This is a genomic window from Jeotgalibacillus sp. ET6 (genome assembly GCF_029667115.1).
GTDB lineage: Bacteria > Bacillota > Bacilli > Bacillales > Jeotgalibacillaceae > Jeotgalibacillus.
On the sequence record NZ_JARUIU010000014.1, the window covers coordinates 1 to 24,894 of the forward strand.

Annotated in this window: 24 protein-coding genes and 2 tRNA genes; 2 read left to right on the forward strand and 24 right to left on the reverse strand. The window is 44.1% G+C overall.

The annotated features are described in order from the left end of the window. Positions 1-366: 366 nt before the first annotated feature. From lysS to spoIIE, 15 genes are all read right to left on the reverse strand, one after another. Complete coding sequence (lysS, locus tag P6709_RS18905; RefSeq protein WP_278242470.1) at positions 367-1,854, reverse strand: lysine--tRNA ligase; 1,488 nt, start codon at positions 1,852-1,854, stop codon at positions 367-369. 425 nt (positions 1,855-2,279) lie between these two features. Then, entirely contained in the window at positions 2,280-2,801 is a 522-nt protein-coding gene (folK, locus tag P6709_RS18910; RefSeq protein ID WP_278242471.1) for a 2-amino-4-hydroxy-6-hydroxymethyldihydropteridine diphosphokinase, read from the reverse strand. Between the two features lies 1 nt (position 2,802). Next, entirely contained in the window at positions 2,803-3,165 is a 363-nt protein-coding gene (folB, locus tag P6709_RS18915; RefSeq protein ID WP_278242472.1) for a dihydroneopterin aldolase, read from the reverse strand. After that, the gene (folP, locus tag P6709_RS18920) at positions 3,158-3,985 is read right to left on the reverse strand and encodes a dihydropteroate synthase (RefSeq protein ID WP_278242473.1); all 828 of its coding nucleotides are present in this window, start codon (positions 3,983-3,985) and stop codon (positions 3,158-3,160) included. The genes folB and folP overlap by 8 nt, the downstream gene beginning before the upstream one ends. Positions 3,986-3,987: 2 nt before the next feature. Then, positions 3,988-4,848 (reverse strand): aminodeoxychorismate lyase, encoded by an 861-nt coding sequence (pabC, locus tag P6709_RS18925; protein ID WP_278242474.1) that lies wholly within the window; start codon positions 4,846-4,848, stop codon positions 3,988-3,990. Further along, the gene (gene pabA / locus P6709_RS18930) at positions 4,845-5,441 is read right to left on the reverse strand and encodes an aminodeoxychorismate/anthranilate synthase component II (protein ID WP_278242475.1); all 597 of its coding nucleotides are present in this window, start codon (positions 5,439-5,441) and stop codon (positions 4,845-4,847) included. The genes pabC and pabA overlap by 4 nt, the downstream gene beginning before the upstream one ends. Then, complete coding sequence (locus P6709_RS18935; RefSeq protein ID WP_278242476.1) at positions 5,438-6,856, reverse strand: anthranilate synthase component I family protein; 1,419 nt, start codon at positions 6,854-6,856, stop codon at positions 5,438-5,440. The genes pabA and P6709_RS18935 overlap by 4 nt, the downstream gene beginning before the upstream one ends. A gap of 204 nt (positions 6,857-7,060) precedes the next feature. Further along, positions 7,061-7,987: a cysteine synthase A gene (cysK, locus tag P6709_RS18940; RefSeq protein ID WP_278242477.1), complete on the reverse strand. Its 927-nt coding sequence runs from the start codon at positions 7,985-7,987 to the stop codon at positions 7,061-7,063. A 165-nt stretch (positions 7,988-8,152) separates the two neighbouring features. Next, positions 8,153-9,061 carry a peptidyl-prolyl cis-trans isomerase gene (locus P6709_RS18945; RefSeq protein WP_278242478.1) on the reverse strand — a complete coding sequence of 303 codons (909 nt, stop codon included), beginning with the start codon at positions 9,059-9,061 and terminating at the stop codon, positions 8,153-8,155. Between the two features lie 2 nt (positions 9,062-9,063). After that, on the reverse strand, positions 9,064-9,942 hold the full coding sequence (hslO, locus tag P6709_RS18950) for an Hsp33 family molecular chaperone HslO (protein WP_278242479.1): 879 nt from the start codon (positions 9,940-9,942) through the stop codon (positions 9,064-9,066). After that, complete coding sequence (locus tag P6709_RS18955; protein ID WP_278242480.1) at positions 9,939-10,727, reverse strand: type III pantothenate kinase; 789 nt, start codon at positions 10,725-10,727, stop codon at positions 9,939-9,941. The genes hslO and P6709_RS18955 overlap by 4 nt, the downstream gene beginning before the upstream one ends. 346 nt (positions 10,728-11,073) lie before the next feature. Next, positions 11,074-13,107 (reverse strand): ATP-dependent zinc metalloprotease FtsH, encoded by a 2,034-nt coding sequence (ftsH, locus tag P6709_RS18960; RefSeq protein WP_278242481.1) that lies wholly within the window; start codon positions 13,105-13,107, stop codon positions 11,074-11,076. A 123-nt stretch (positions 13,108-13,230) separates the two neighbouring features. After that, positions 13,231-13,779, reverse strand: coding sequence for a hypoxanthine phosphoribosyltransferase (hpt, locus tag P6709_RS18965; protein ID WP_278242482.1), 549 nt, complete (start codon positions 13,777-13,779; stop codon positions 13,231-13,233). Then, the gene (gene tilS, locus P6709_RS18970) at positions 13,773-15,191 is read right to left on the reverse strand and encodes a tRNA lysidine(34) synthetase TilS (RefSeq protein WP_278242483.1); all 1,419 of its coding nucleotides are present in this window, start codon (positions 15,189-15,191) and stop codon (positions 13,773-13,775) included. The genes hpt and tilS overlap by 7 nt, the downstream gene beginning before the upstream one ends. 93 nt (positions 15,192-15,284) lie before the next feature. Next, positions 15,285-17,732: a stage II sporulation protein E gene (gene spoIIE, locus P6709_RS18975; protein ID WP_278242484.1), complete on the reverse strand. Its 2,448-nt coding sequence runs from the start codon at positions 17,730-17,732 to the stop codon at positions 15,285-15,287. Positions 17,733-18,314: 582 nt separating this feature from the next. Between spoIIE and P6709_RS18980 the strand changes: the two genes are divergently transcribed. Together P6709_RS18980 and P6709_RS18985 are read left to right on the forward strand one after the other, a co-directional pair. Further along, positions 18,315-18,391, forward strand: a tRNA-Met gene (locus P6709_RS18980). A 4-nt stretch (positions 18,392-18,395) separates the two neighbouring features. Next, positions 18,396-18,467: transfer RNA gene (locus P6709_RS18985), tRNA-Glu, on the forward strand. A 34-nt stretch (positions 18,468-18,501) separates the two neighbouring features. On the opposite strand, the gene P6709_RS18990 is transcribed toward P6709_RS18985, so the two are convergent. The 9 genes from P6709_RS18990 to P6709_RS19030 all read right to left on the reverse strand — a co-directional run bounded on the left by P6709_RS18990 (position 18,502) and on the right by P6709_RS19030 (position 24,722). Continuing rightward, positions 18,502-18,732 carry a hypothetical protein gene (locus P6709_RS18990; protein ID WP_278242485.1) on the reverse strand — a complete coding sequence of 77 codons (231 nt, stop codon included), beginning with the start codon at positions 18,730-18,732 and terminating at the stop codon, positions 18,502-18,504. 25 nt (positions 18,733-18,757) lie between these two features. Continuing rightward, the gene (locus P6709_RS18995; protein WP_278242486.1) at positions 18,758-18,970 is read right to left on the reverse strand and encodes a hypothetical protein; all 213 of its coding nucleotides are present in this window, start codon (positions 18,968-18,970) and stop codon (positions 18,758-18,760) included. 426 nt (positions 18,971-19,396) lie between these two features. Beyond that, positions 19,397-19,843 carry a S1 domain-containing RNA-binding protein gene (locus tag P6709_RS19000; RefSeq protein WP_278242487.1) on the reverse strand — a complete coding sequence of 149 codons (447 nt, stop codon included), beginning with the start codon at positions 19,841-19,843 and terminating at the stop codon, positions 19,397-19,399. A gap of 107 nt (positions 19,844-19,950) precedes the next feature. Then, the gene (locus P6709_RS19005; protein WP_278242488.1) at positions 19,951-20,370 is read right to left on the reverse strand and encodes an FtsB family cell division protein; all 420 of its coding nucleotides are present in this window, start codon (positions 20,368-20,370) and stop codon (positions 19,951-19,953) included. 58 nt (positions 20,371-20,428) lie between these two features. Beyond that, on the reverse strand, positions 20,429-20,977 hold the full coding sequence (yabQ, locus tag P6709_RS19010) for a spore cortex biosynthesis protein YabQ (protein ID WP_278242489.1): 549 nt from the start codon (positions 20,975-20,977) through the stop codon (positions 20,429-20,431). Next, a complete protein-coding gene (gene yabP / locus P6709_RS19015) occupies positions 20,974-21,255 on the reverse strand; it encodes a sporulation protein YabP (protein ID WP_278242521.1) in 282 nt (93 codons plus the stop codon). The genes yabQ and yabP overlap by 4 nt, the downstream gene beginning before the upstream one ends. Before the next feature lie 103 nt (positions 21,256-21,358). After that, the gene (locus P6709_RS19020) at positions 21,359-21,625 is read right to left on the reverse strand and encodes an RNA-binding S4 domain-containing protein (RefSeq protein ID WP_278242490.1); all 267 of its coding nucleotides are present in this window, start codon (positions 21,623-21,625) and stop codon (positions 21,359-21,361) included. 15 nt (positions 21,626-21,640) lie between these two features. Then, complete coding sequence (mazG, locus tag P6709_RS19025) at positions 21,641-23,104, reverse strand: nucleoside triphosphate pyrophosphohydrolase (protein ID WP_278242491.1); 1,464 nt, start codon at positions 23,102-23,104, stop codon at positions 21,641-21,643. Between the two features lie 34 nt (positions 23,105-23,138). Beyond that, positions 23,139-24,722: a putative polysaccharide biosynthesis protein gene (locus P6709_RS19030; protein WP_278242492.1), complete on the reverse strand. Its 1,584-nt coding sequence runs from the start codon at positions 24,720-24,722 to the stop codon at positions 23,139-23,141. Positions 24,723-24,894: the final 172 nt, after the last annotated feature.

The window sequence follows — 24,894 nt, forward strand, 5'->3', positions numbered from 1 at the left end:
TTGATAAAGCTCATTGTGTTTCTTGTAATTCTTGTACTAACGTTGACGTTTTTGGTTGTTTAGTTTTCAAGGTTCAAAGTGTTTCGTTTGTGTGTTGCTCTCTCAAGCGACTAGATCATCTTACCATTATTTCAGTATCGATGTCAACAACTTTTTTAAATTGTTTTTTGTTCGCGTTGTTTTTCTTAGCAACGAATAATAATATAACATGCGGCAAACAGCGTGACAATAGTTTTTTTAAAAAAACTAGAATTAATTTTAAAAGCCTTGTAAACCTTTTGTAAATCTCACTATAAATTCTTTGTTCTATGATTCTGCCAGATCGAAAAAAAAGAGGGCCGCCACTTGGGCAGCCTTTTTTTTGTCTTAATCCCGATGACGCATAAGAGGAAATAACAGAACATCGCGAATCGATGGTGAATTGGTCAGCAGCATCACCAGGCGATCCACTCCAATTCCTAATCCGCCTGTTGGAGGCATACCATACTCCAGCGCTTCAACAAAATCATCGTCCATTTCATGTGCTTCATCATTTCCAGCAGCTTTTTCTGCAAGCTGAGCTTCAAAACGCTCACGCTGATCGATCGGATCATTTAGCTCCGTGAAAGCATTCGCGTACTCGCGGCCTACAATGAATAGCTCAAAACGGTCGGTAAAGCGTGGATCTTCAGGATTTTTCTTAGCCAGTGGAGAGATCTCAACCGGATGGCCGTAGATAAAGGTTGGCTGAACAAGTGTTTCTTCTACCTTTTGTTCAAAGAACTCATTTACAATGTGGCCGTATTCCATAGATTCCTTTACTTCGATGCCATGTTCTTTCGCAAGAGCATGCGCTTCTTCTGCAGTCATTTCGCTCCAGAAGTCAACGCCAGTTACTTCTTTAATCGCATCTACCATGTGAAGACGGGTCCATTTTGGAGTAAGATCCACATCGTGGCCGCCATATGGTACTACGGTAGTGCCAAGCACTTCTTTCGCTACATGTGCTACAAGGTTCTCTGTCAGGTTCATAATGTCATGGAAATCAGCGTACGCTTCATACAATTCAATCATTGTAAACTCAGGGTTGTGTCGGGTAGAGACCCCTTCGTTACGGAAGACACGGCCAATTTCATAGACTTTTTCCATTCCTCCGACAATCAGACGCTTTAAATGCAGTTCGATCGCGATACGCAGATAAAGCTCCATATCTAATGCATTGTGATGGGTAATGAATGGACGGGCTGCTGCTCCCCCTGCTACTGAATGAAGCATAGGTGTTTCCACTTCCAGATATCCATTGTCATCCAGGTATCGGCGCATGGACTGAATAATCCGGCTTCGCGCGATAAATGTGTTTTTGCTTTCTTCACTCGTGATAAGATCCAGGTAACGCTGGCGGTAGCGCTGCTCAACGTCTTTTAAGCCATGAAATTTTTCCGGAAGCGGACGAAGAGCCTTGGATAGGAGCTCAAAGCTTGTTACTTTTATGGATAGCTCTCCTACCTTGGTTTTGAAAACTGTTCCGCTTACTCCAACAATGTCTCCTAAATCCGATGTATTAAAAAGCTCATAGGCTTCTTCACCAATTGCATCTTTTCGAACATATAACTGAATTTGACCCTGTAAATCCTGGATATGGGCAAAACCTGCTTTACCTTTTCCGCGCTTGGTCATGATGCGGCCTGCTGCTGAAACCGTTACTGGAGTTTCATCGAGCTGCTCTTTTGTAAACTCACTGTATTGAGTTTTTATATCATTTGAACCGTGCGATCGGTCAAAGCGTTTGCCGAATGGATCGTTTCCTTTTTCACGGATCGATTCCATTTTTTCGCGGCGTACGCGAAATTGGTCATTCATTTCTTCGTGACTCATTCCGTTCACTCCTCATTTTTATTTTCTATGGATCAAGGTCTTAGACCGGATTCACAACTACTTGTCTATTTTACACAATATGCAGAGTGGGTACACCCCTAAAGTCTCTTTTGGTGAATCTCTGTGTCGAAAAGAATGAGAGATGAACCCAGTAACAAAACAAATTCTTGGTTTTTTCGACAAATCTCTTCTATATAAAGAGGCTGGGACAAAAAAGTGTCTCAGCCTCTTTGACCGGCTCGGTTCGCTGCGCTTCAGGTGGACGCTTTCTGCAGGGACGGCTGGAGTCGCCGCCCTCCGCTCCGTTCACCTCTTACTATTTATAGACACTACCTCGTTCTTTAAAATTGAGCTTTGACCCAAGCTCTTTCAGAAACCTTTAATTGCAAGTCTTGAACTTTTCTACCTTCATTTCATTATGCACATTAAAGCAGTTCTTCTAAAAGAAGGCTGTGATTCTTTTTCCAAAGCCTTACTCCCGCATGATCAGAGAGTGTTTGCTGCTGTTGCTTTAACGACTTTTTTAAACCTGGGTGAACCAAATTCGGGCTGATTTCAAGCAAAGGAATTAAAACAAAGCTGCGTTCATGCATTCGCGGGTGGGGGATCGTCAGCCGGTCTGATTGGATCATGTCTGCATTAAACAAAAGGATATCAAGATCAATGGTCCGTGGGCCCCACCTAACCAGCCGTTTACGCCCGAGATTCTCTTCTATTAGCTGACACAGGTTTAATAATTCTTCAGGGTTCTTATCTGTTTCAATTTCAGCAGCAAGATTTAAAAACGCGTTTTGCTCTGTTACGCCGACCGGATCTGTTTCATAAATGGAAGAAACCCGCGATACCTGAATTCCTTTTGACGTTTGCAATTGACTTAGTGCCTCTTTCAGATTAAGAAAGGGCTCACCCTGATTTGAACCTAATGATAAGTAAGCAATCGATGTCATGTCAGCCTCTGCTCCTGGTGATTTCAACCGCAACAGATTGATAGTGACCGCGTATTGGCGGATCCGGCTTAATCACTTCAATCGTACATTGAACCAGTTTTTCAAATTGTCCCAGCAAACCCGATGCAATACGGTCTGCTACAGACTCAATCAGCTGATAGGGCTCCCCTTCGACTACCTCTTTGCATAAAGTGTAAACCTCTCCATAATTAATGGAGTCCTCCACATGGTCTGAGTGTCCCGGCTTTCGCAAGTCGAGTTCCAATATTACATTGACCCGGAACCGCTGTCCCAGTTTATTTTCCTCAGGAAACACACCATGATAGCCGTAAAATTCCATCTCATTTACTTTGATTTTATCCATTGCTTTCACCCTTTCCCATCAATGCATCCATCACTTTAGCCATTCTTGCAATTTCTTTTACATCGTGAACCCGCATAATATGGCATCCTTTTTGAATACCGAAACAGACTGTTGCTCCCGTTCCTTCCATCCGCTCAGATGCCGGCAGGTCGAGGATATTTCCAATCATGGATTTGCGGGAGGTTCCGAGCAGCACCGGGAACCCCATCTCTACTAACCGGTCCAGATTTCTCATCATCTCAATATTTTGCTTATGGGATTTAACAAAGCCGATGCCGGGGTCCAAAACAATTTGGCTGTCCTGCACTCCGGCGTGCCTGGCGATCAGAATGCTTTCATTTAAGTCCTCCCATGCTTCTTTTAGAAATGAGTCGTACTGGCGATTGGTGCGGTTATGCATCAGGACGATCGGCACCTGGTGCTGTGCAGCTACAGCTGCGATTTCCGGATCCCGCTTAGCTCCCCATACATCGTTGATGATTGAAGCACCGGCTTCGACCGCCGCTTTTGCAGTGGACGCCTTGTAGGTATCAATGGAAATAGGCACATCCACTTCTTTCACGATGGCCCGAATCATTGGAACCACACGTGCGATTTCTTCTTCAGCAGAAACCGGCTCATGTCCAGGACGTGTGGACTCGCCGCCGATATCAATCATATCCGCACCCTGCTGTACCATTTCTTTCGCTCTTGCGACCGCTCTTTCCCGTTCATCAAATTGTCCGCCATCTGAAAAGGAGTCTGGTGTGACATTCAAGATTCCCATTATGGCGGTTTTTTGAGATAGATCGAGTGTTTTATTTCTGCAGTGTAAAATCATGCTCATCCCTCCTTTCCTAAATCCTCTATGCGTATCAGGGAAGATGTCTGGTTTTGATACTCTCGCTTTAAATAGACAGTCCATTTTCTTGCTGATCTAGGAAATGAAGTATGATCAATTGCGTGCAGCGGGACAATTTCCTGAATAGAGTTCGTCACAAATACTTCATCCGCCTTCAGCACATCTTCTTTCCTGTAAAAGCCCTCTTCCACCTTGAGCCCTGCGTGTTTTGCAATCGCGATAACCGTTGCTCTCGTAATTCCGGCTAAAATACCGGTTGCAAGAGAGGGCGTAAACAGGGTCTTTTGAGTAATCCAGAACAAATTGGAGGTCACGCCTTCTGCTGCAAAGCCATCAGCTGTTAAAAAAAGGCCTTCAGCCCCATCGCTTACCTCTCTCCTTGCTGCAATATTATTAAAATAATGATGGGACTTTAATCGCTGCGACGTTTCCGGAGTATTACGGGAAATCGTCAGCCATTCGCCTTTTTTCTCCGTCACTCCACTAACAGGAAGCTGCTTTTGAAAGAGGATAATGGCCGGTCTTTTATAAGGGTCCGGAAAAAGACCGATATCACGGACTCCCGCTGATACATTAAGACGAAAATAGCCGTCTTCTCCCCCGTTTGCTTCCCTGAGTGCTGTAACCATTTGCATCACTTCATCAATAGTAAAGGAATCGTCGATCTGCATTTCCTTTAACGCGAGGTTTAGCCGGTCCACGTGGTCGCCAATCAAAAAAGGATGTCCCTCATACGTACGGAACGTTTCGAAAACGCCCATTCCATAGAGAAACCCATGGTCAAAGGGAGAAATTCTTGCGTCTTCCGCTTCTAAAATGGTTCCGTTTTGCCATATTTTCATGTGGCATCCACTCTCGGTTTGAACGATTTGTAGGCAGTCAGGAAATTGCGCAGCAAAACCTTTCCATGCTCCGTCATAATCGATTCCGGATGATATTGCACCCCTTCTACAGCAAGAGTACGATGGCGAAGCCCCATGATCTCCCCTTTATCTGTCCACGCTGTGACGATTAATTCTTCAGGGACCGAGGATTTTTCAACAATCAAAGAGTGATAGCGGGTGGCAGTAAACGGGTTGGGCAGCTTTTGATAAACGGTTTGATTATCATGATAAATAAGAGAGGTCTTCCCGTGCATTAACCGCTCTGCCTGAACCACATTTCCGCCAAACACCTGGGCAATCGACTGATGGCCAAGGCATACACCAAAGATCGGAATAATTCCGGCAAACGTATGGATTGCCTCAAGGCTGATCCCTGCTTCATTCGGGCTGCATGGCCCCGGAGAAATCATTAAATAACTGGGGTTCATTTCGGAAATGTCTGCAATCGAAATCTCGTCATTTCTCCGCACGACCAGTTCTTCTCCAAGCTCTCCTAAAAATTGCACCAGGTTATACGTAAATGAATCGTAGTTATCAATCATTAAGATCATGTTGTCATCTCCTTGCCTTCTGCCAGATCGTTTGCATGCCATAGTGCCTGCGCCTTCTTTAACGATTCTTTATATTCACGCTTCGGATGGGAATCTATGACCACACCCGCTCCAGCTTGCACATGCCCGACTCCATTTTGAGCAAGCATCGTACGGATCACGATATTTAATTCCATATCTCCATTAAAACCAATCCAGCCAATCGATCCGGTGTAAAGACCTCTTCTGACTGGCTCAAGCTCTTCAATAATTTCCATTGTTCTAACCTTTGGCGCACCCGTAATGGTGCCTCCAGGAAAAACGGCTCTGATTACATCGGCTTCATTGTAGGAAGGATCAAGCTGTCCACGTACATTCGATACAATGTGCATGACATGTGAATACCGCTCAATGACCATAAATTCATTTACTTCCACCGTCCCGTACCGGCTGACACGGCCGAGGTCATTCCGTTCAAGATCAACAAGCATGACATGTTCCGCCCGTTCCTTTTCGTTTTGAATTAGTTCATTCGCGAGTCTCTGGTCTTCTTCTTGATTTTCCCCTCTTGAACGGGTGCCGGCGATCGGTCTTGTACTAAGTTCAGTTCCTGATTTTTTAATTAATAGCTCCGGAGAAGCTGAGACGATTTGCTCATCCGGCATATGAACATAAGACATATACGGTGAAGGATTAAAGGTACGCAATTCCTGGTAAATGGAGAGCGGCTCTGCAATCAGTTTTTTGGACTGGCGGACCGATAAGTTCACCTGGAACACGTCTCCTTGCGCAATATATGTTCGAATGGCTTCCGCCGCTTGACTGAATCGGCCTTCATCCATTGAAAACTCGAGTGGTGATGACTTTTCTTCCCCCACGTTTCCGCCTGCCTTACCCCTGTTTTCCTGATTTATTCCTTCTTGCCATGAAGCAACCCATTGGTCAAGCATTGTATCCCGGCCCTCACCTTCTTTATGCAGCACCATAAAATACAGGAGGTTGGTTTGATGGTCGAACACAAGCCATTGATCAAAAATCATAAAATAAAGATCCGGCAAGCCATGGTCGTTAACTGCGATTTCAGGCAGCTGCTCGATCGAACGGACATAATCATAGGAAATGTACCCCATAGCCCCTCCTTGAAAATCTGGCAGAGAAGGTACAGGCTCATGCTTATAGGGCTTCATCCAGTCAATAAGGAGGTGAAGCGGGTCTCCTTCAAGTGTTTGTTCGGTTCCCTGCTCATATACGGTTAATTCGTTTTTTTCTCCCCTTGCCCAGGCAAACGGACGGATGCCTGCCATGCTGTAGCGGCCTCCTCTTCCGCTTTCTAAAAAAATATGCCGATCTTCTTCAGAAGACTGACAGGTATATGTAGTAAAAAACGCTTCGTGCGTAGTGTGTATGGTTCGGTACGATAAAGTAAATGCACTCATTTTTGTGTCACTCCTAAAGTCTGGTCTATCTTTTATCATACACGATCCAGGCGATTCAATCACCGGAAACCTCATGAAACGAGACGATCTGAGATGAATGTACATGGAGATATTTTGATTTTTCCATACAAAAAAACAGGCCATGCTATACGGCCTGTTTTTGTCACATCTATATAGTCAGATCCAGCTTGCTCTCAGGATCCTTTATTCCTCAAATTGATACAAAGGTGTGCTTAAATAACGCTCTCCATTACTTGGGATAATCGCCAGCACTTTTTTGCCTTTTCCTAATTCCTTCGCTACTTTAAGCGCTGCATATATAGCGGCTCCAGATGAAATACCACCAAGAATCCCTTCCTGACGTGCAGCTTTTCTCGCTGTTTCAAAGGATTGTTCGTTCGAAACCTGGATGACTTCATTGTACATGTCTGTGTTAAGGATATCGGGAACAAATCCTGCTCCAATTCCCTGAATCTTATGAGGGCCTGGCTTTCCTCCTGATAAAACAGGTGAGTCCGTTGGCTCTACGGCGTAAATTTTAATGTTCTCATATTTTTCACGAAGCACTTGCCCTGCTCCTGTAATCGTTCCGCCTGTGCCAATCCCTAAAACAAAAGCATCCAGCTGGTCACCCATTTGTTCAACAATTTCTTTACCTGTTGTACGGCGGTGCACTTCAGGGTTTGCTTCGTTTTTAAATTGCTGCGGCATAAAGTATCCTTTTTCATTGGCTACTTCCTCCGCTTTGGCAATGGCGCCCTTCATTCCCTCAGGTCCCGGTGTCAGCACAAGCTCTGCACCATACGCCCGGAGAAGGTTGCGGCGTTCCATACTCATCGTTTCAGGCATAACGAGTACGGTACGGTAGCCCTTTGCAGCTGCAATCATCGCAAGTCCAATTCCGGTATTTCCGCTTGTAGGCTCAATAATTGTGTCGCCGGCCTTGAGATCGCCTTTTTCTTCTGCTGCTTCAATCATAGCAAGCGCAATCCGATCCTTTACACTGCTGCCTGGATTCATATACTCCAGCTTTAGATAAATCTCAGCTGAATTGTCATCTGTCATTCTGTTTAACTTCACAATAGGTGTTTGTCCTACGAGTTCAGAAATATTATTTGCAATGCGTACCATATCCACACTCCTAATCCCTAGTAATATAATCGGCATTTCGTTATGTTCCAAATTTACCAACTTTTCAGAATGATTTCAACTATTATGTACTAATTATTTTTCGCCCTAGTCACAATATGCTAAAAAACACAGAGATAGAAGCACTCAGCCTCTATTCTGTGTTTTTTATTCAGTGGGACCGTAAAACCATGTGATCGGCATTTCGTCCCAAAAAGATTCTGCCGTTACCGGAATATTTAATTGTTCAAGTGCAAGTTGCCGTTCAATACGGTCTTCCACTTCCTCAAAAGTAAAGGACACTCCTTCGGTGGTTTCATGTAAATACACAATGACATAACCCTGATCCGTTTGAATCGGACTTGACCACTCTCCCTGGTCCAGCGAACCAGCTGCCTGAATGATTCCTTCATCTACAGAGGTCGAATCCTCAGGAATATATCCATACATGCCCCCCTGGCTTGCAGTCGCAGCATCAATGGAGCGTTCTCTGGCCAATGCCTCAAAGGAAGAATCGTTCGACAGTTCCTGCATTACCTGCTGCGCTTCCTCTTCCGTTGCGACGACAATTTGAGAAAGACGGTACATCACAGGGACTGAGAAAAGAGACTGATTTTCATCAAAATACTCTCTTCGCTCTTCCTCGGAAAATTGCACTTCAGAAGTAATCAATTTTTCTAAGATCAGCTCCGTTTTAAGCTGTTCCTTCAACACTTCTTCATTTGGCAGAGAAGCCTGATCATTCATATTTAAAACAGAACGCAGCAGGGAAAACTCCTGATCCAGTTCTTCCTGTGAAATGGAGATATCGTATTTTTCCGCAGATTGCTCCATAACACGCTGATTAATTAATTGCTGGAGAACTTCTTTTCCATACCGCAGTTCAATGGCATGCAGCCATTCCTGTCTTGAAATTTCTTCTCCATCAACCGTCGCAACCGTTTCAGAAAGGGAATCCGAGTCAGGAGCTGTCATTAAAATGATCAATGTAATGATATTAGTTAAAAGTAAAAATCCAATAATATAAACGAGTGGCTTTGCTTTAAGACGCCTGTTTCGCAGATCGGATTTACTCACAGTTATTTTGCCTCTGCTAAAAAGCCTTCTAATTCCTGTTTGTCGTAGAGATATGTTTCATGGCAAAAGTGACATTGCGCTTCTGCTTGACCGTCTTCTTCAATCATATCCTGAATTTCATCTTTTCCAAGACTGATGATCGCGGTTCCGAAGCGTTCTTTTGAGCATTTGCATGAAAAAGAAACAGGCATTTCATCGAGTACACGTACATTTCCTTCTCCAAGTACAGTATCGAGGATTTCTTCAGGCGACAGCCCTTCCTGTATCATTTTAGAGACAGGAGGAATTGAATTAAGTCTTTTTTCAATGGTTTCAATTGTTGATTCATCTGCTCCCGGCATTAACTGAATGATAAAACCGCCTGAAGCTAAAATCGTGTTGTCCGGATTCACTAAAACCCCTACCCCAACTGAGGATGGGACTTGTTCAGACGTCGCAAAATAATACGTAAAATCTTCGCCAAGTTCACCGGAAACAAGCGGCACCTGACCTGTAAAATTTTCACGCATGCCTAAATCCTTGACCACTGTTAGTGATCCTTCCGTTCCCACTGCACCCCGTACATCCAGTTTTCCTTGAGGATTTAAATCCAGATGGGTTTGAGGATTGGTCACATAGCCTCTTACCTGACCTTTTGCATTACTGTCAACAAGGATCAAGCCGATCGGACCGTTTCCTTCCACTTTTACGGTGAGGTTATTATCACCCTTCAGCATTGCACCCATCATGACACCTGCTGTCATTGCACGTCCGAGTGCTGCAGAAGCGGTTGGCCAGGTGTAATGGCGTTCCTGAGCCTCCTGTACAGTCGCTGTTGTATTTACTGCATATGCGCGGACATGATCGTTATAAGCTAATGCCCTTACCATATAATCTCTCATTTTGCATTCTCCTTTCCATCTTCCATATTCCGTTTATATATTAATTGCAGCCCTTTAAGCGTTAAAAAAGGATCTACATGATCAATCACATCAGATTCCTTAGAAATTAAAGAAGCAAGTCCTCCTGTCGCGATGACTTTTACCGGTCCGGATGCTTCTTTTTTCATGCGGGAAACAATTCCTTCCACCTGCCCCACATACCCGTAGACGATTCCCGCCTGCATCGCTGTCACTGTGCTTTTCCCTATAACATGATCAGGACGGGCAATTTCAATACGCGGAAGTTTCGCAGCCTTTGCATACAGGGCCTCAGTAGAAATACCGATTCCAGGAGCAATGACTCCCCCCATATACTGACGGTTTTCATTTATATAACAATAGGTGGTGGCTGTCCCAAAATCAACAATAATGAGTGAGCCGCCGTGATCCTGAATGCCTGCAACTGCATTCACAATCCTGTCCGCGCCCACTTCTTTGGGATTATCATATTTGATATTCAACCCTGTTTTCATACCAGGGCCCACCACTAATGGCTTAAGATCGAAGTATTTCTGGGACATTCTTTCAAGAGGGAACATAATAGGCGGGACTACAGAGGATATGATAATTCCATCAAATTCCTCAAATGAAAGTCCTACATGTTCAAATAGATTTTTTACAAGCATTCCATATTCATCTTCCGTCTTATGACGATTTGTTTCAATTCGCCAATGATAAAGAAGCTGATCATCCTTATATACACCCAATACCGTGTTTGTATTCCCAACATCCAATACAAATATCATGTTTTTCACCATTCCTACAGAATTATTAACACTTCAAATATCATACCATAATTCGATGTGAAATCTATTGAAGTGCACTGAATTGGCTATGAAAGACGGTCGTGTTCATTCAACAAAAAACGGGGCTGGGACAATTGTGCCTCAACCGAGCTGTACGCTATTCAGTGAAGAAGGTTTCCCCACAGATATTCAATTTTTGTGTCGAAACACCGGATTTCTGCCTTTTTGTCACATCCTGTTGAAATGAAGGTAACTCAAAATAGCAGCCATTCAACAAAATTGGCCGTCTTTGCTTTAGTGTTTTTAACTAAAAAACAGACGCCGTAGGTACGGCGCCTGTTACATATTACTCTTTATCTTTTCGTTCTTCTGTCGGACCTGGGTTCTTTGGAGGTTTAACATCTTCCTCAGTAGGCTGATTCCCTCTAAATTCCTTTGGTCCTTTTGAATCTTTTAATAGTTCTTCTGATGATTTTTCAGCAGGCGTTTCCGCTGTATCATCTTTTGAACCTGTCGATTCGTTTTGATCATCTTCATTTCCATAGTCACGCACAGGAAGCGTTCCATGATCAACAAGATGTTTAATTTGACCTGCATCAAGAGTTTCAACTTCCAGTAATGTTTCCGCGATTAACTCCAGTTTATCGCGATTTTCTGTAAGTATGGTCTTCGCACGGTCGTAACACTCTTTTATGATGGATTGAATTTCAATATCAATCTCATAGGCAATGCGATCCGAATAGTTTTGTTCGCTGTTAAAGTCACGGCCAAGGAATACCTGTCCTTGAGACTGACCAAATTGCAGAGTACCGAGTTTTTCACTCATACCAAATTCAGTAACCATTCGGCGTGCAATTCCTGTTGCCCGCTGGAAGTCATTCGAGGCACCTGTTGATGCTTCACCAAAAATGATATCCTCCGCAACGCGTCCGCCAAGAAGGCCTGTGATTTTATCCAGAAGCTCAGGACGTGTCATAAAGTAACGGTCTTCTTTTGGAAGCATAACGGCATAGCCGCCTGCCTGTCCCCGGGGAACGATTGTTACTTTGTGAACCATATCCGCTTCGTCAAGCACAACCCCAATAATGGTATGGCCTGATTCATGGAAAGCCACAATTTTTCGCTCTTTTTGAGAGATGACGCGGCTTTTCTTAGCCGGACCTGCGATCACCCGGTCTGTTGCTTCATCAATATCTGCCATATCGATGGACTTTTTATCGCGTCTTGCGGCAACAAGCGCTGCTTCATTCAGAAGATTCTCAAGATCTGCCCCTGAAAAACCTGGTGTACGCTGCGCAATCGCTTTTAAGTCGATATTATCGCTTAACGGTTTATTTCGTGCATGTACTTTTAAGACTGCTTCACGACCTCCAAGGTCCGGACGGTCAACGGTAATTTGACGGTCAAAACGACCTGGACGAAGAAGGGCAGGGTCAAGGATATCCGGACGGTTTGTTGCAGCAATCATGATGATGCCTTCATTTCCGCCGAAGCCATCCATTTCTACAAGCAGCTGATTCAGCGTCTGTTCACGCTCGTCATGTCCGCCGCCCAGTCCTGCTCCACGCTGACGTCCCACTGCATCAATCTCATCAATAAAGATAATACACGGAGCATTCTTTTTCGCGTTTTCAAATAAATCACGTACACGGGATGCACCCACACCGACAAACATCTCAACGAAATCAGAACCTGAAATCGAGAAGAACGGTACACCGGCTTCACCGGCTGCTGCACGGGCAAGCAATGTTTTACCTGTACCCGGAGGACCTACTAAAAGGATCCCTTTAGGTATACGTGCGCCGACATCCGTAAATTTGCGCGGGTCTTTAAGGAAATCGACCACTTCCACAAGCTCCTGCTTTTCTTCATCGGCACCCGCTACATCTTTAAAGCGGACTTTTTTCTTTTCTTCTGTATAAAGCTTGGCTTTACTTTTACCAAAATTCATGACGCGGCCGCCGCCGCCTCCTTGTGCCTGGTTCAATAAAAAGAAGAAAAGGATAAAAATGATAACGAAAGGAATAATTGTCGTAAGAAAAGTGACCCATCCGCTCGTTTCCGGTGCTTCAAGTACATTAACGTCGGTCGTTCCTGCTGCTACCTCGTCAATGGTTTCAAGCACGCTGCTTTCTAATGGAATGTTGGTAACGAAATACTCGTCTTCCGCATATCCACTTTTTTGTCCGACTACGTTATAAACGCTCCGGTTCGGTTGAATATCAATTTCTGTAATCTCACCATTTTCTAGTGAGTTGATGAATTCACCGTATGTGAGTTCCTGGTCGGGCTGGTTTCCACTGTTGAATAAACCAACAATCCCAATGATTACCAGGAATACTAATAGATAAAATATCGTGTTACGAAATATCCGGTTCATCCCTTACCTCCTCCCCACGGTTAAAGAAACTAATACCAATAGTACCATAGTGAAATAAAGCATGACAACCATTATGACCCGTGGCTGCACACTTTGCATACGGCGCTTTCGGATGAGAACTCATCACTCAGCATCCGTATAAATTTCTGGCTTTAAAATACCGATATATGGGAGGTTTCGGTAGCGTTCCGCATAATCAAGTCCGTATCCTACAACAAAAGCATCCGGCACAATAAAACCAACATAATCAGCTTTGATATCTGCAACACGGCCTGATGGCTTATCGAGCAGTGTCACAATTTTAATTGACTTTGCCTTGCGGTATTTAAACAGATCGACTAAATAGCTCAGCGTAAGACCGCTGTCGATAATATCCTCAAGGATGAGAATGTCCCTGCCCTCTACCTTCGTATTTAAATCCTTAATGATCTTAACTTCTCCGGAAGAAACAGTAGAGTTTCCGTAGCTGGATACATCCATGAAATCCATCTCCAGATAGACATCCATACGTTTAATCAAATCTGCCATAAATGGAAGAGCGCCCTTTAAAACGCCGACAGCAAGCGGATAGGAATCTTTATATTCCTCTGTCAGCTCGCTTCCAAGCTCTTTAATTTTTTCCTGAAGCTGCTCTTCTGTATACAATACTTCTTCAATATCCTGATTCAACACGAACTATGTCCCCCTAGAAGATCCTTATAATGAATTAAAGTACATGCACGGTTTCCGTTTGACGGCTTCTCAACACCTTGTGCAGTGCGCAGCCCCGGAATCCAAAGCACCCTTCCGCAAGCATCTGTAACAATTGGCCATTGGCCGCGCAGATCCAGCGGTATTTTTTCGTCGATGAATATTTTTTTGATTTTTTTTGAACCATTCATCCCTTTGAGATGGATGCGGTCGCCGTCTTTTTTAGTGCGGACGGTCAACGGCCACTCTACCTCTGAGGGGTTCAGCCAGCAAAAATCAGCGGTTTCATCTAAGTCTTCCACCAAACCTTCTTTTGCAATCACTTTTCCTCCTCCCGGAAGAACAATTGCTTCATTTTGATCCAATCGATAGCAATAAGGCAAAGCTTGAGCGGATGGAACAAAATGAAAGGTTACAGTTGAATACGACCGTTGAACCAGCAAGCCTTTGGGCAAATGGAGCTCTCCGGATGGATGCTTTTGCTCCATTAGCTTTCTGACAGAAGCCGTATGGGCGGAAGATAATGACGTGGGTACTTTTGCATAAAGATAATTCAATATTAGATGAATCATTCTCCTTTGTAAAGGAGGAGCTTCCTTACACCAATTCTTTCGCTCTATCTTCATAAATTGAACCTGCTGTTCAATAATTCGTTTTTGCAATCGGTCTTCTGCCTGCTGTAAAAGCCAGTCCTCATCCTCTTTTACCTCTTCAGTGTAGCGTTTAATCTGCTCATTAAGAGAAGGGTTTTCTTCTTTTAATAATGGAATAATATGATGTCTGATACGATTTCTTGTGTAGGAATCCTTTGCATTGCTCGGATCGATCCGATACTCGATGCGATAGTGTTCACAATATTGTTCTATTTCTGCTTTCGTTAGAGCAAGCAGCGGTCTTACAAGAACTCCACCTGCAAAATTGCGTTTTGCCGCAATGCCTGCACGCCCTTTCATCGTAGATCCGCGAACCAGGCGAAACAGGACGGTTTCTGCCTGGTCATCCCCATGGTGCCCAAGGACCAGCTTGGATGCGCGGATTTCTGTCATGACCTCCTTTAGGTAGTCGTAACGGACGGCTCGTGCCGCTTCTTGCAACCCTGTGCCCTCCATCTCCATTTTTTTCTTTACGTCCAAAGAAGCACGGTGGCAGGGAATTCCCTGCTGCTCGCAATATGCTTCTACGAAATCAGCATCTTTTTTTGATTCCTCTCCTCTCAGCATATGGTCCACATGCGCCACTTCTATGTTGAGGCGTTTTTTTGCATGATGAAGCAAATAATGGAGAAGAGCCATCGAGTCCGGCCCCCCTGAAATCGCCGCGATGACTTTATCTCCATCACTAAATAGCTGATGCTCTTCTATATAGGAATGAATTTTATTTAAAATGTCTTTCATACGCTTTCACCTTTTCCGGTCCTCTTCAACGAGTTCTCTCTCTATTGTATCAATTTTCCCCTATCACCTCCTACTGATTCAATTTTTCTCATTTTATCCCGTCTTAATAACGGCAGGGATCGCCGCCCATTTTGGCAATTCATGCTGGAGCTGTGCGACCATTATCGTCATATCATCCTCGATCTCCCCTCCGGATGTTCGCACGGCAGCCTCCATTAAAATATCCGCCACTTCCTGTGGATCGCTTGTTCTCAGCTCTGAAATTTGCCGTTTGATCCATCTTTCCGGATTTTCTATAAAGCGGGGACCATCCAGCACCCCGTCACTTAGCATAATCAATAGATCTCCTGCTTTTAACTGGTCTTCTAGCACTTCCATATCCAGTTCACTGAAGAATCCCATCGGAAGATTGCTGGCTTCAATCGTTTTCACTGTTTTCCCCCTCTTAATATAGCTTGGCACAGAGCCTACTTTTAAAAATTTCGTCTTCGCATTTTGCAAATCAATCATCGCCAGATCCACTGTAGAATACATATCACCGGTGCGTTTTACAGTTAAAATAGAATTAACGGATTTGATCGCAAGCTCCTCCTCTATTCCTGCCTGCAGCATCTGCCGCAGCAATTGGATGGTTTCATCGCTTTCCATTCTTGCTTTTTCTCCATTCCCCATTCCATCACTGATGGCTATTGCATATTTCCCCCCATGTAAATGAACTGCGGCGTGGCTGTCACCTGAAATGAGCCCTCCTCCATGAGCTGCATGAGCGATCCCCACACTCACCTTAAATGCTTTAGACGATCTGAATGTCACCACCATTCCCTCATACGGGGAAGGGATCTCGACTTTTTGATGAACGACAATGGTTTCTTTTAAAATGGATGATAGCATCGGGGCAATGAGCTTTTCGCATTCCCCGTGCTTTTCTACAAAAGGCAGCATCACATCCACATCAATATGACCATAATCCAAACTGTGAATGTCCACATTATCTACATGTATGCCAAATTCAATCAGGGCATGAAGCATTTCCTCCTCCTGCTGGTCATGTTTTTGCGTTTCCCGCTGAAGATCTGACGCGAAATCCTTCATAACAGCCGCCAGTCCCTGGAGCTGATTGGACACGAATTGGTTGCTTTCCATCATTTGTTTTTTCATTTGCAGTTTTGCCGCCCGGTCCGCATACTCCTCCTCAAAAGCCAGCTCAACCTGTTCTGCTTTTACACAAAAGCCCTGCCATTGCTGCGGCGGCTTATGATCATCAGGATTCGCTAATTCCTTCATCCAGTCGTAGGTTCGATCAAAGTGGGTGGACCAGCAATAATCCTTCTTAAAGCACTTTTGACAGGTGCTTTCTGTCACTCTGCTTAATGTATTATCAAGAGAAACAGCGGTAACGGCTGTTTCGGGATCTTTTTCTGCACACTCAAAGCTTTTGGCCAGCATTTCAAACATTCCTGAAAATTTTTCTACTTTTTCAGCAGTCGCATCCCGCACATTCCGCGCATACAGCTGCTGATCGAGCTCATGTTCGACCGACCCGGGGATATTCCGGGAAATCGCAAAGACAAAACGCTTTGGCGTTAAAAAGACGGCAATGGCCGCAATGGCCGACTCATATAATGAAAATTCAAGCTGCGCCCCCTGGTTCATAAAGAGTCCCATTAATAAGGTAGCCATCATTAATCCAAGAACCACACCGGTCCCTTTTCCGCTTTTCATTAGCCCGCCTAATAAACCGGCAACAGCCAGGACGGCCACCTCAGGCAAATGAGCCACAGAGGATAAACAAAAAACCAGTCCTGTTACGATGCCGACTGTGGAGCCTACCATTGCCCCGGCGGCCAGAGCTGCAATAATCACAATATATCGCGTCAGGATATGATCCATAGCGAGACCGCCTACAGTGAAACCAATTAGCCCGGTGGCGACGGATGCCACGACTATAGCAATCGCCACCATTTCTTCCGGGGCGTATGTTCTTTTACGGGTTTTTGTAAGCAGCTGGTATCCCTGTAAAAATACGAGCGTCAGGATTCCGGCAAGTACCGCTTCAAATGCCACCATCACCCCGTCCACCCAGGTGAAAACTTCAGGAAGCTCTATACTTAAGTAAATACTCCTCGCTACAATGACGGAACTTGCCACCGTTCCTGCAAGAATATAGCGGTTGGTTTTCATTTTTTGCCTGACTGCCAAAGAAGCAAGATAGAACAGCATAATGGTAGATAGTGTGTAAACCCCCTGCCAGATCCCAAGGGATGAAGCACCTGCTACCAGACCAAGCATGACGATGATTGATTTTTCCTTGCTCACTGCAAATATGACAGCGAACATCGGCAAGGCGAAAGGAGTAAACTGTGACAGAAACAATGCTCGTCCAAGTAAAAGACTGACTAAGATATGAAGGATGCCTTTGTGAACCATCCAATGAACGAACAGCAGGCTGATTGTGTTCTTCCACTTCGGTATTTTTCGTTTGGCCTGCATTAAAGAAATTGAATTCGTCACTTTCATGTTTACCTCATGTACATTCTCCATTTACTCCACTCCCTAATATTTCGTTGTTGTTGCGAGTAATTATAAAAGACAAAATGAAGAATAGTTTGTCAAAATACAGAGGCGATTTTAAAGTTTCTTTCGACTTATTTTGAAAAAAACTAGCTATTCGGGAATCATTTCTGCCTTTCGCCTATTAATTTTCTGAAAGCAAGTCGAAGGCTCGTTCTTTTTCTCGGAAAGTCAGGGATAATATATTTACAAATTGGGGTTGCGCCGGCAGAAAAATGAGTATAGTAAACGTTAGCTGGTTTTCGTCCATCCATTGTGAAGTTTTCTTGCTGATTCTTCTTTGAGAAGCAGTCTGCTGAAACCCGCTGCTATTTAAGCTTTTGTCCACAAAGAACCCTACAATGGGTAACATGCTCTGTTAGGTGACCAAAACCATAGGTCCGTTTTGTGGAGCGAATGAAGCGGCAGTAGCGTAATTCATCTCTGAGCCCGGATTTGAGCAAAATAATTCAAAAAAACATTGACACTTTTTCAAGCGCTATGTATTATATAACTTGTGCTTCATTTTGCTTTCTGTGTTTATCAACACAGTAAAAAGCATGTTTATCCAATGGCGGCGTAGCTCAGCTGGCTAGAGCGTACGGTTCATACCCGTGAGGTCGGGGGTTCGATCCCCTCTGCCGCCACCATATAGGCCCGTTGGTCAAGCGGTTAAGACACCGCCCTTTCACGGCGGTAACACGGGTTCGAATCCCGTACGGGTCATAAAAAAACACATCAGCCTTTGGCTGATGTGTTTTTATTTGGTTGAAATGGTTTTTGGAAGCTTATGATGCTCTAATTCTACTTTTAATTTTTCAGTCTCCAGCAAAAAGTTTTCGTGCCGCAGCTTTTCTAATTCAATCTCTCCTTCAAGAATGGACTTTTTGATTACAGATTGACGTTGGAAATAATATCCAACAATTACAACGATGGGAATAGAAAGCGACATCACAACAGCGACTAAATCTGTTAAAGCATCTGCATTCATAGTATTCCTCCTTTATTCCGGGTGTTTAAGACAACCTTTTGTGATCAGAATCAGAATGATGGCGATGATCTAATTGAAGTCTCAGCTTTTCTGTTTCAAGCAGAAAGTTTTCATGCTTTAGTTTTTCCAGTTCATATTCTTCCTTTATGGCTTTTCGTTTATTTTTAGCTTGTTTCTGTAAGTGATCTGTAATGATTCCGGTAATCGCAACAGCTCCAATAATCATAAAAAAAGTCAACTTCTTTATCCTCCTTCCAAAACGAATAGAAAATCCTAAATCAGCAGTGTCGATTATGTTTTATCCCATATACGTATAGCAGCACCATTTGGTTTCGGATATTATCACTATTTTCAGAAATCTACTCGGACTGTCAGGTCTCAGCCCTTCTATTCAATCTAGCAGCTCTTTCTTCAACGTACTCACTTATGTACATAAATACAACAGAGATGCGCAATATTCCTTCTTTATATTGGGTTCAGCAAATCCATCGTGCTTACACGACCTCCACTTGCCACTCAAAACAGGTCGATTGAAGCGGAGTCTTCCAGTATTTTTTTCATAAAAAAAAAGAAGCCGGCTCGGCGCCGGCTTCCTGGTTCGCATTGTATTGTATCGACAGATCAAGATTATTGATGCCATCTACCATACGAATTTGACAGCTAATTATCCTTTTTTTGCACCTTTTCCGCCTCGTTTTGATTCTGTGTGACGCTTCAAAGATGTCAGGCGATCCTCACTATCCTTCAGGAAGCGAGCCATTTTCTGCTCAAATGTTTCTCTTCCTACAGGTCCGCCGCTATTGCTGCTGCGGCCGCCTCGCTGGTCATTTCCACGGTTGGGTCTTGGACGTTGCTGTGTTTGCTGCTGCGGTGGTTGATCCTTTGCTTTACGGATGGACAAACCAATCTTGCCGTCCTTTTCAACATTTAAGATCTTCACTTCTACTTCGTCGCCTACTTTAAGATGTTCGTTGATATCCTTGACATAGTTATCCGCAACTTCACTGATATGCACAAGTCCTGTTGAACCCCCAGGTAATTCAACGAAAGCCCCGAAATGAGTGATGCCTGTCACTTTACCTTGTACCTTGCTGCCTACTTCGATTGACATAAAAAAAATGATCCTCCTTAGAAAAATAAAAAATAGACCTTACTTATCATTATAGCCAACATAAAAAAAGAGTGTCAACATAGCGACACCCTATATTGTAAATTATTCTATTCAGAATCTTCTCCATTTGCTCCATTATCCATACCAGACGTGCCTTTGGAGTCTTCTGGAATATTAAAAATTATTTCTCCTTCATCCGATAAAAAATAGTCCCGTCTGGCTAACTTGGCTATGTAATCATCGTCATTTAGCTTTTCGATCTCTTTATTGAGCTTTGTTTCATCCTTTTTCAGCTGAACAACCTGCTCTTCTAATTGCACCTTTTCTGCTTTCTTTTCATCGAGAACATTTGCCCGTGTCACCATGGATGAAATAAGAAGCCCGCCAAAGACCACCGCAAATACTATGAAAAATGATAAGCGTCTCATTAGTCTTTTTTTGTGCATGACTCTGCGCTGCTCAGAGTGTTTTTGCTCGGCTGCATATTGATTCTCAAGTGATGTTACATTTTTGCGTGGGTTTCCCATAAGCGGATGCCTTCCTCCTTCTGTTCATCTCGTGCACATTGTGACGGATCCTGTTTCTTTATTCCCTATTATATAACAGATTAAGCCACTTTTTTATCTTTTTTGCAAAAAAAGATTGTTTATTTTTCAAAAATTGGATAAATGGCTGAAAAGGTCTTGTCAAAATCTTTCCGATTACCAAGAAAATTCGACATATTCCGGAAAAGAGTGTTTGAAAAATGGCCCGTATTAATTTAACTATCCAAAAAATCGGAGTGAAGATCAAAGCCCCAATGATCAGCGTCAGCATCCGCACAATCCACTTCACGATCCGGTCGATAAACGAAAGGATCGCGACAAATGATTTTTTAATTAATGCTTCGTAGCCTGCAAATCCGCAAATGATGGAGAGCAGTACGTAAAATCTCCACTCTCCTCCATTGACGTTAAACAATAGCAGGAAAACGAGTAAAGCTTGTACACACCAAAAAACGCCATCTGTCAGCCACCTGAGTCCGCCTGTTTTTCTTCGAACAATATACCGGTCGTAGAGTGTCAGGTTCAGACCGATCACCAGGCCGGCTGCCAGCATCGTCGACATGACCTGAAGCTGAAGATCCAGAATCATCGAAACAGCTTACTGAACAGCCCTTTCGCTTCCTGCGGGCCTGGTTCATCAATATAAAGTAAGTCGTCAATTTTTCCTTTTAAAGAAACATGACCTTTGTCTACATCAAGATTCACCATCTGCAGATTTTTTCCCTTGATTGATAAGAACCCTTGCACCGTTTCAAGTAAAAATTCCTCATTATCAAAGCTCTCCACTTGTCTTACCCCAGTGATTGAAAGAGTCTGCCTCTTGCTCATTATAATTTCATGCTCGGGCTTATCCACCCTCGGTTCCATTGAATAAGACACTCCATCCACCCCGCTTTTAAGTTCAAACTGTTACTTAGCACATTTTATGCGCGGTTGACGGGATGTATGACGCTCATTCGGAATTCTTTTTTTATTCAGCAGATCCGACTTTTTCTTCTTTGAGAATGGTGTACATCATCGCTGCTTCTTCTTTGCGGGTTGTTTCCTGGAGGCGGTCAACGGAAACCATTACGACCCGCTGTCCAAAACGAATCATCATTTCGTCCCCGGGTTTCACTGTTGAGCTTGCTTTTGCAGGCTGGCCGTTTACTAAAATACGCCCCTGATCTGCCACTTCTTTAGCAAGCGTTCTGCGTTTAATTAATCGGGATACTTTTAAAAATTTATCTACTCTCATTTTTTCCCCTGCTTTCTATAACCCTAGATTTTTCGCTTCTTTCCAGTACTCGTCTAGCTCAGCTAAAGTATAGGAATTAAATGTTCTGCCTGATTCGAGAACTTTTTTTTCAACGAAAGAAAATCTGGAAATAAATTTTTGATTTGCACTCACCAGCGCCTCTTCAGGATAGATGTCGTGGAAGCGGGATACATTGACCAGGGCAAAAAGGACATCCCCGAATTCTTTAAAACTCGCTTCTTTGTTTCCATTCGCTACCTCTTCCTGAAACTCCTGCCACTCTTCTTCAAGTTTATCCCAGGCACCTGAGCGGTCATCCCAGTCAAACCCTGCTTTAGCTGCTGCTTTTTGCAGTTCAACCGCCTGCATAAGTGCCGGCATTCCAGAGCCTTTGCCTTTTAAAAGAGATGGAGCTTCCTGCTGCGTGCCTTTTTCCTGCTGTTTGATGGAATGCCAATTTGATCTGACATCATCAGCCGTTTTGGCTTCTATGTCTCCGAATACATGCGGATGACGACGGATCATTTTTTCTGTAAGCGTTCGGATGACATCCTGAATCGTAAAGTACCCGTCGTCCTCTCCAATTTGAGCATGCAGCATCACCTGCAGCAGCACATCACCAAGCTCTTCTGTGATATGATCAATATCTTTTTGATCTATCGCTTCCAACAACTCGTATGCTTCCTCAATTAAGTGTTTCTTTAATGATTCATGCGTTTGCTCACGGTCCCATGGACAACCATCCGGACTTCTTAGAACCGCAATGATCTGGCGAAGCTTGAAGAATTCTCCATAGGTTTGCTCCTCTTTCACCGGTGCAACATAAAGACTCGTTAAATTGCTCAGTTCCATGCCATGATCGAGTTCATACAGCGGGACTGTTTTTACATTCTGACTGCTGCTCCCTGCTGCTGTTACGATCGTTACCGGATAGTCGTCCGGGTATTTTTCCATTAACGTCAGTTTTACTTCAGACGCCATAAAGGCATCGTACACCTGACCGATGATGATGTGCTGATCCATATGGAGGTCGTCCGATTTTAACGCGGTGCCGTCAAGCAGCTGAAATCCTTCAATGGGGTCGATGCCGACTGCGGTGAACAGCGGATCCAGAAAACTTTGTCCTCCAAGCACCTCTACTGTCAGTACGCCTTGTTTTTGCAAATCGAGTAAAAGCTGAACCGTCTGCTCAGCTACAAAAGGATGACCCGGCACCGCATAAAGCACCGGCTCATTTTGCGCTTCTTCCACGAGGCGGTTGACGATGTCCTTATACACTTCCTCAAATTGATCATGAGCCTCATACACATGGTCAAATGACGAAAAACGGACTCCCTCTGCTAAGAGATCATTAATGACAGGATGATCCATCGTCCTCGCCATCACTATTCCTGCGTTTGTCAGCTTTTTATAGATACCCAGGGGCAATTGATCCAGATCTCCTGCTCCCAGTCCGATAATCGTAATTGGATTTGGCATATGCACTGTCTCCTTCTTTTAAAAAAGTTCTATTTTACGGCAGGGGACCAAAAACTCGTTCAAGCTTGCTGCCGAGCGGGATTTGCCGAACTTCCGCTGCAGTAAAAAGTCCCTTCCTCCATACAATTTTGAAAAACAGCCAGACTCCCGCTGATACAGTAATCAGGCAGGCGAGGGAGGCCATTGACCGGCTTCCTGTCCAATCTAAAGGCAGAAGCAGGATAAGTTGAATTCCGGCAGACATGCCAGCCAGACCTGCGATGAGCCTTTTATAAAATACAGGGTACAATAAAGGACCTACACGTCTGCGAATTTGCCGGATCACGACTGTCATGACAAACACCAAAGAAAGAACGGTTGCAGCCGATGCTCCAAGCGTCCCAAAGGACGGGATGAGCAGCTGATTAAGTCCGTATTTAATGACTAAGCTTAAAACAATCGACCAGGCGGCTACATGCACGTCGCCCATCCCCTGCAAAATAGCACTAATCGTTAAAATAACCGATGCAAGCAGGACGGATACCATATAAAGCGCCAGCACCCGGGAACCTTCCGCATCCTGAAAAAGCATCGTATTGAGCGGCTGAATAATATTTATCAATCCCGCAGCAGCTGCAGCTCCAAATAACAGACCCACTTTAACCGACAGTCTCGCCTGCTCCTTCACTTCTTCTGTCCTTTTCGACTCATAGGCAGATGCAATAATTGGGACAATGGCAAGAGAGAGTGAGGTCGCCACCACCACACCCATTTGCAGCATCGGCTGTCCTCTGTCATAGATGCCCTTCAATCCCTTAGCGGCTTGTTCTCCGATTCCGCTTTGAACCAGCAAAGAATAGACATTTAGAGCGTCCATCAGCTGATACAGCACCAGCATCATGCTGCCCATGCCAATGGCTGTGCCCGTTACAGTAAGCTGACGGATGATGCTTCGATCGCTTTTTTGAAAACCAATCCATTTAAAAGAGCTCCAGCTGACCCCTTGCTTACGCAGAAAGAACAGAAGAACAAAAACACCTGTCGCAGCTCCAGCCAGGGATCCGAGGACCGCCGCTTTTCCTATCGTATATAAAGAGGCTTCCATTGCCATCAAAATGATCGATAATCCTAAAATAAACAGGACCCGGACAAGCTGTTCCGCCGTTTGCGAGAAGGCCGGCGGCACCATATAATAGTTTGCTTGAAACCACCCTTTTGACACGGATAACAGAGGCATGAGCAAAAAAGGGTAGCTCATGAAAGCAATCAGCCCAGACAGCAAAGGATCGCCCATCCATCCTGCAATCAGCCCTGCGCCGGCACGAAGCAGTGTAAAAAAAACAAGCCCGACTAACGTTAAATAAAGAAAAGAGATGTGGATCACACGCTGCACTTCACCTGGAGACGAGCGTTCCCGCCGCTCTGCGATCATTTTCGATATCATAACAGGAAATGCATATGTACACAAAGCAAGCAAAATGCCGTAAAACGGATAAACCTGCTGAAAAATATAAAAACCGGTGTCACCTACAATATTTTGAAAGGGCACGCGATATAAAGCACTTAGTATTTTCGTGAAAATGGCTGCCAGCGTTAAAATGGCCGCTCCTTTCATCATATCGCTTGAAGAATGATTCATTCTCGTGGCCACTGCCTTTCTGTTTCAATTCCCATACCGTTCATTATACCAAAATCCGTGAATATTGTCGTTTACCAGAAATCGCCTCTTCAAGCGGATCCACCCTTAACACAACAAAAAAAGCACAATGAAATCTGTGCTTTTTGGTACACGCATACCTGCTTTTTCATAA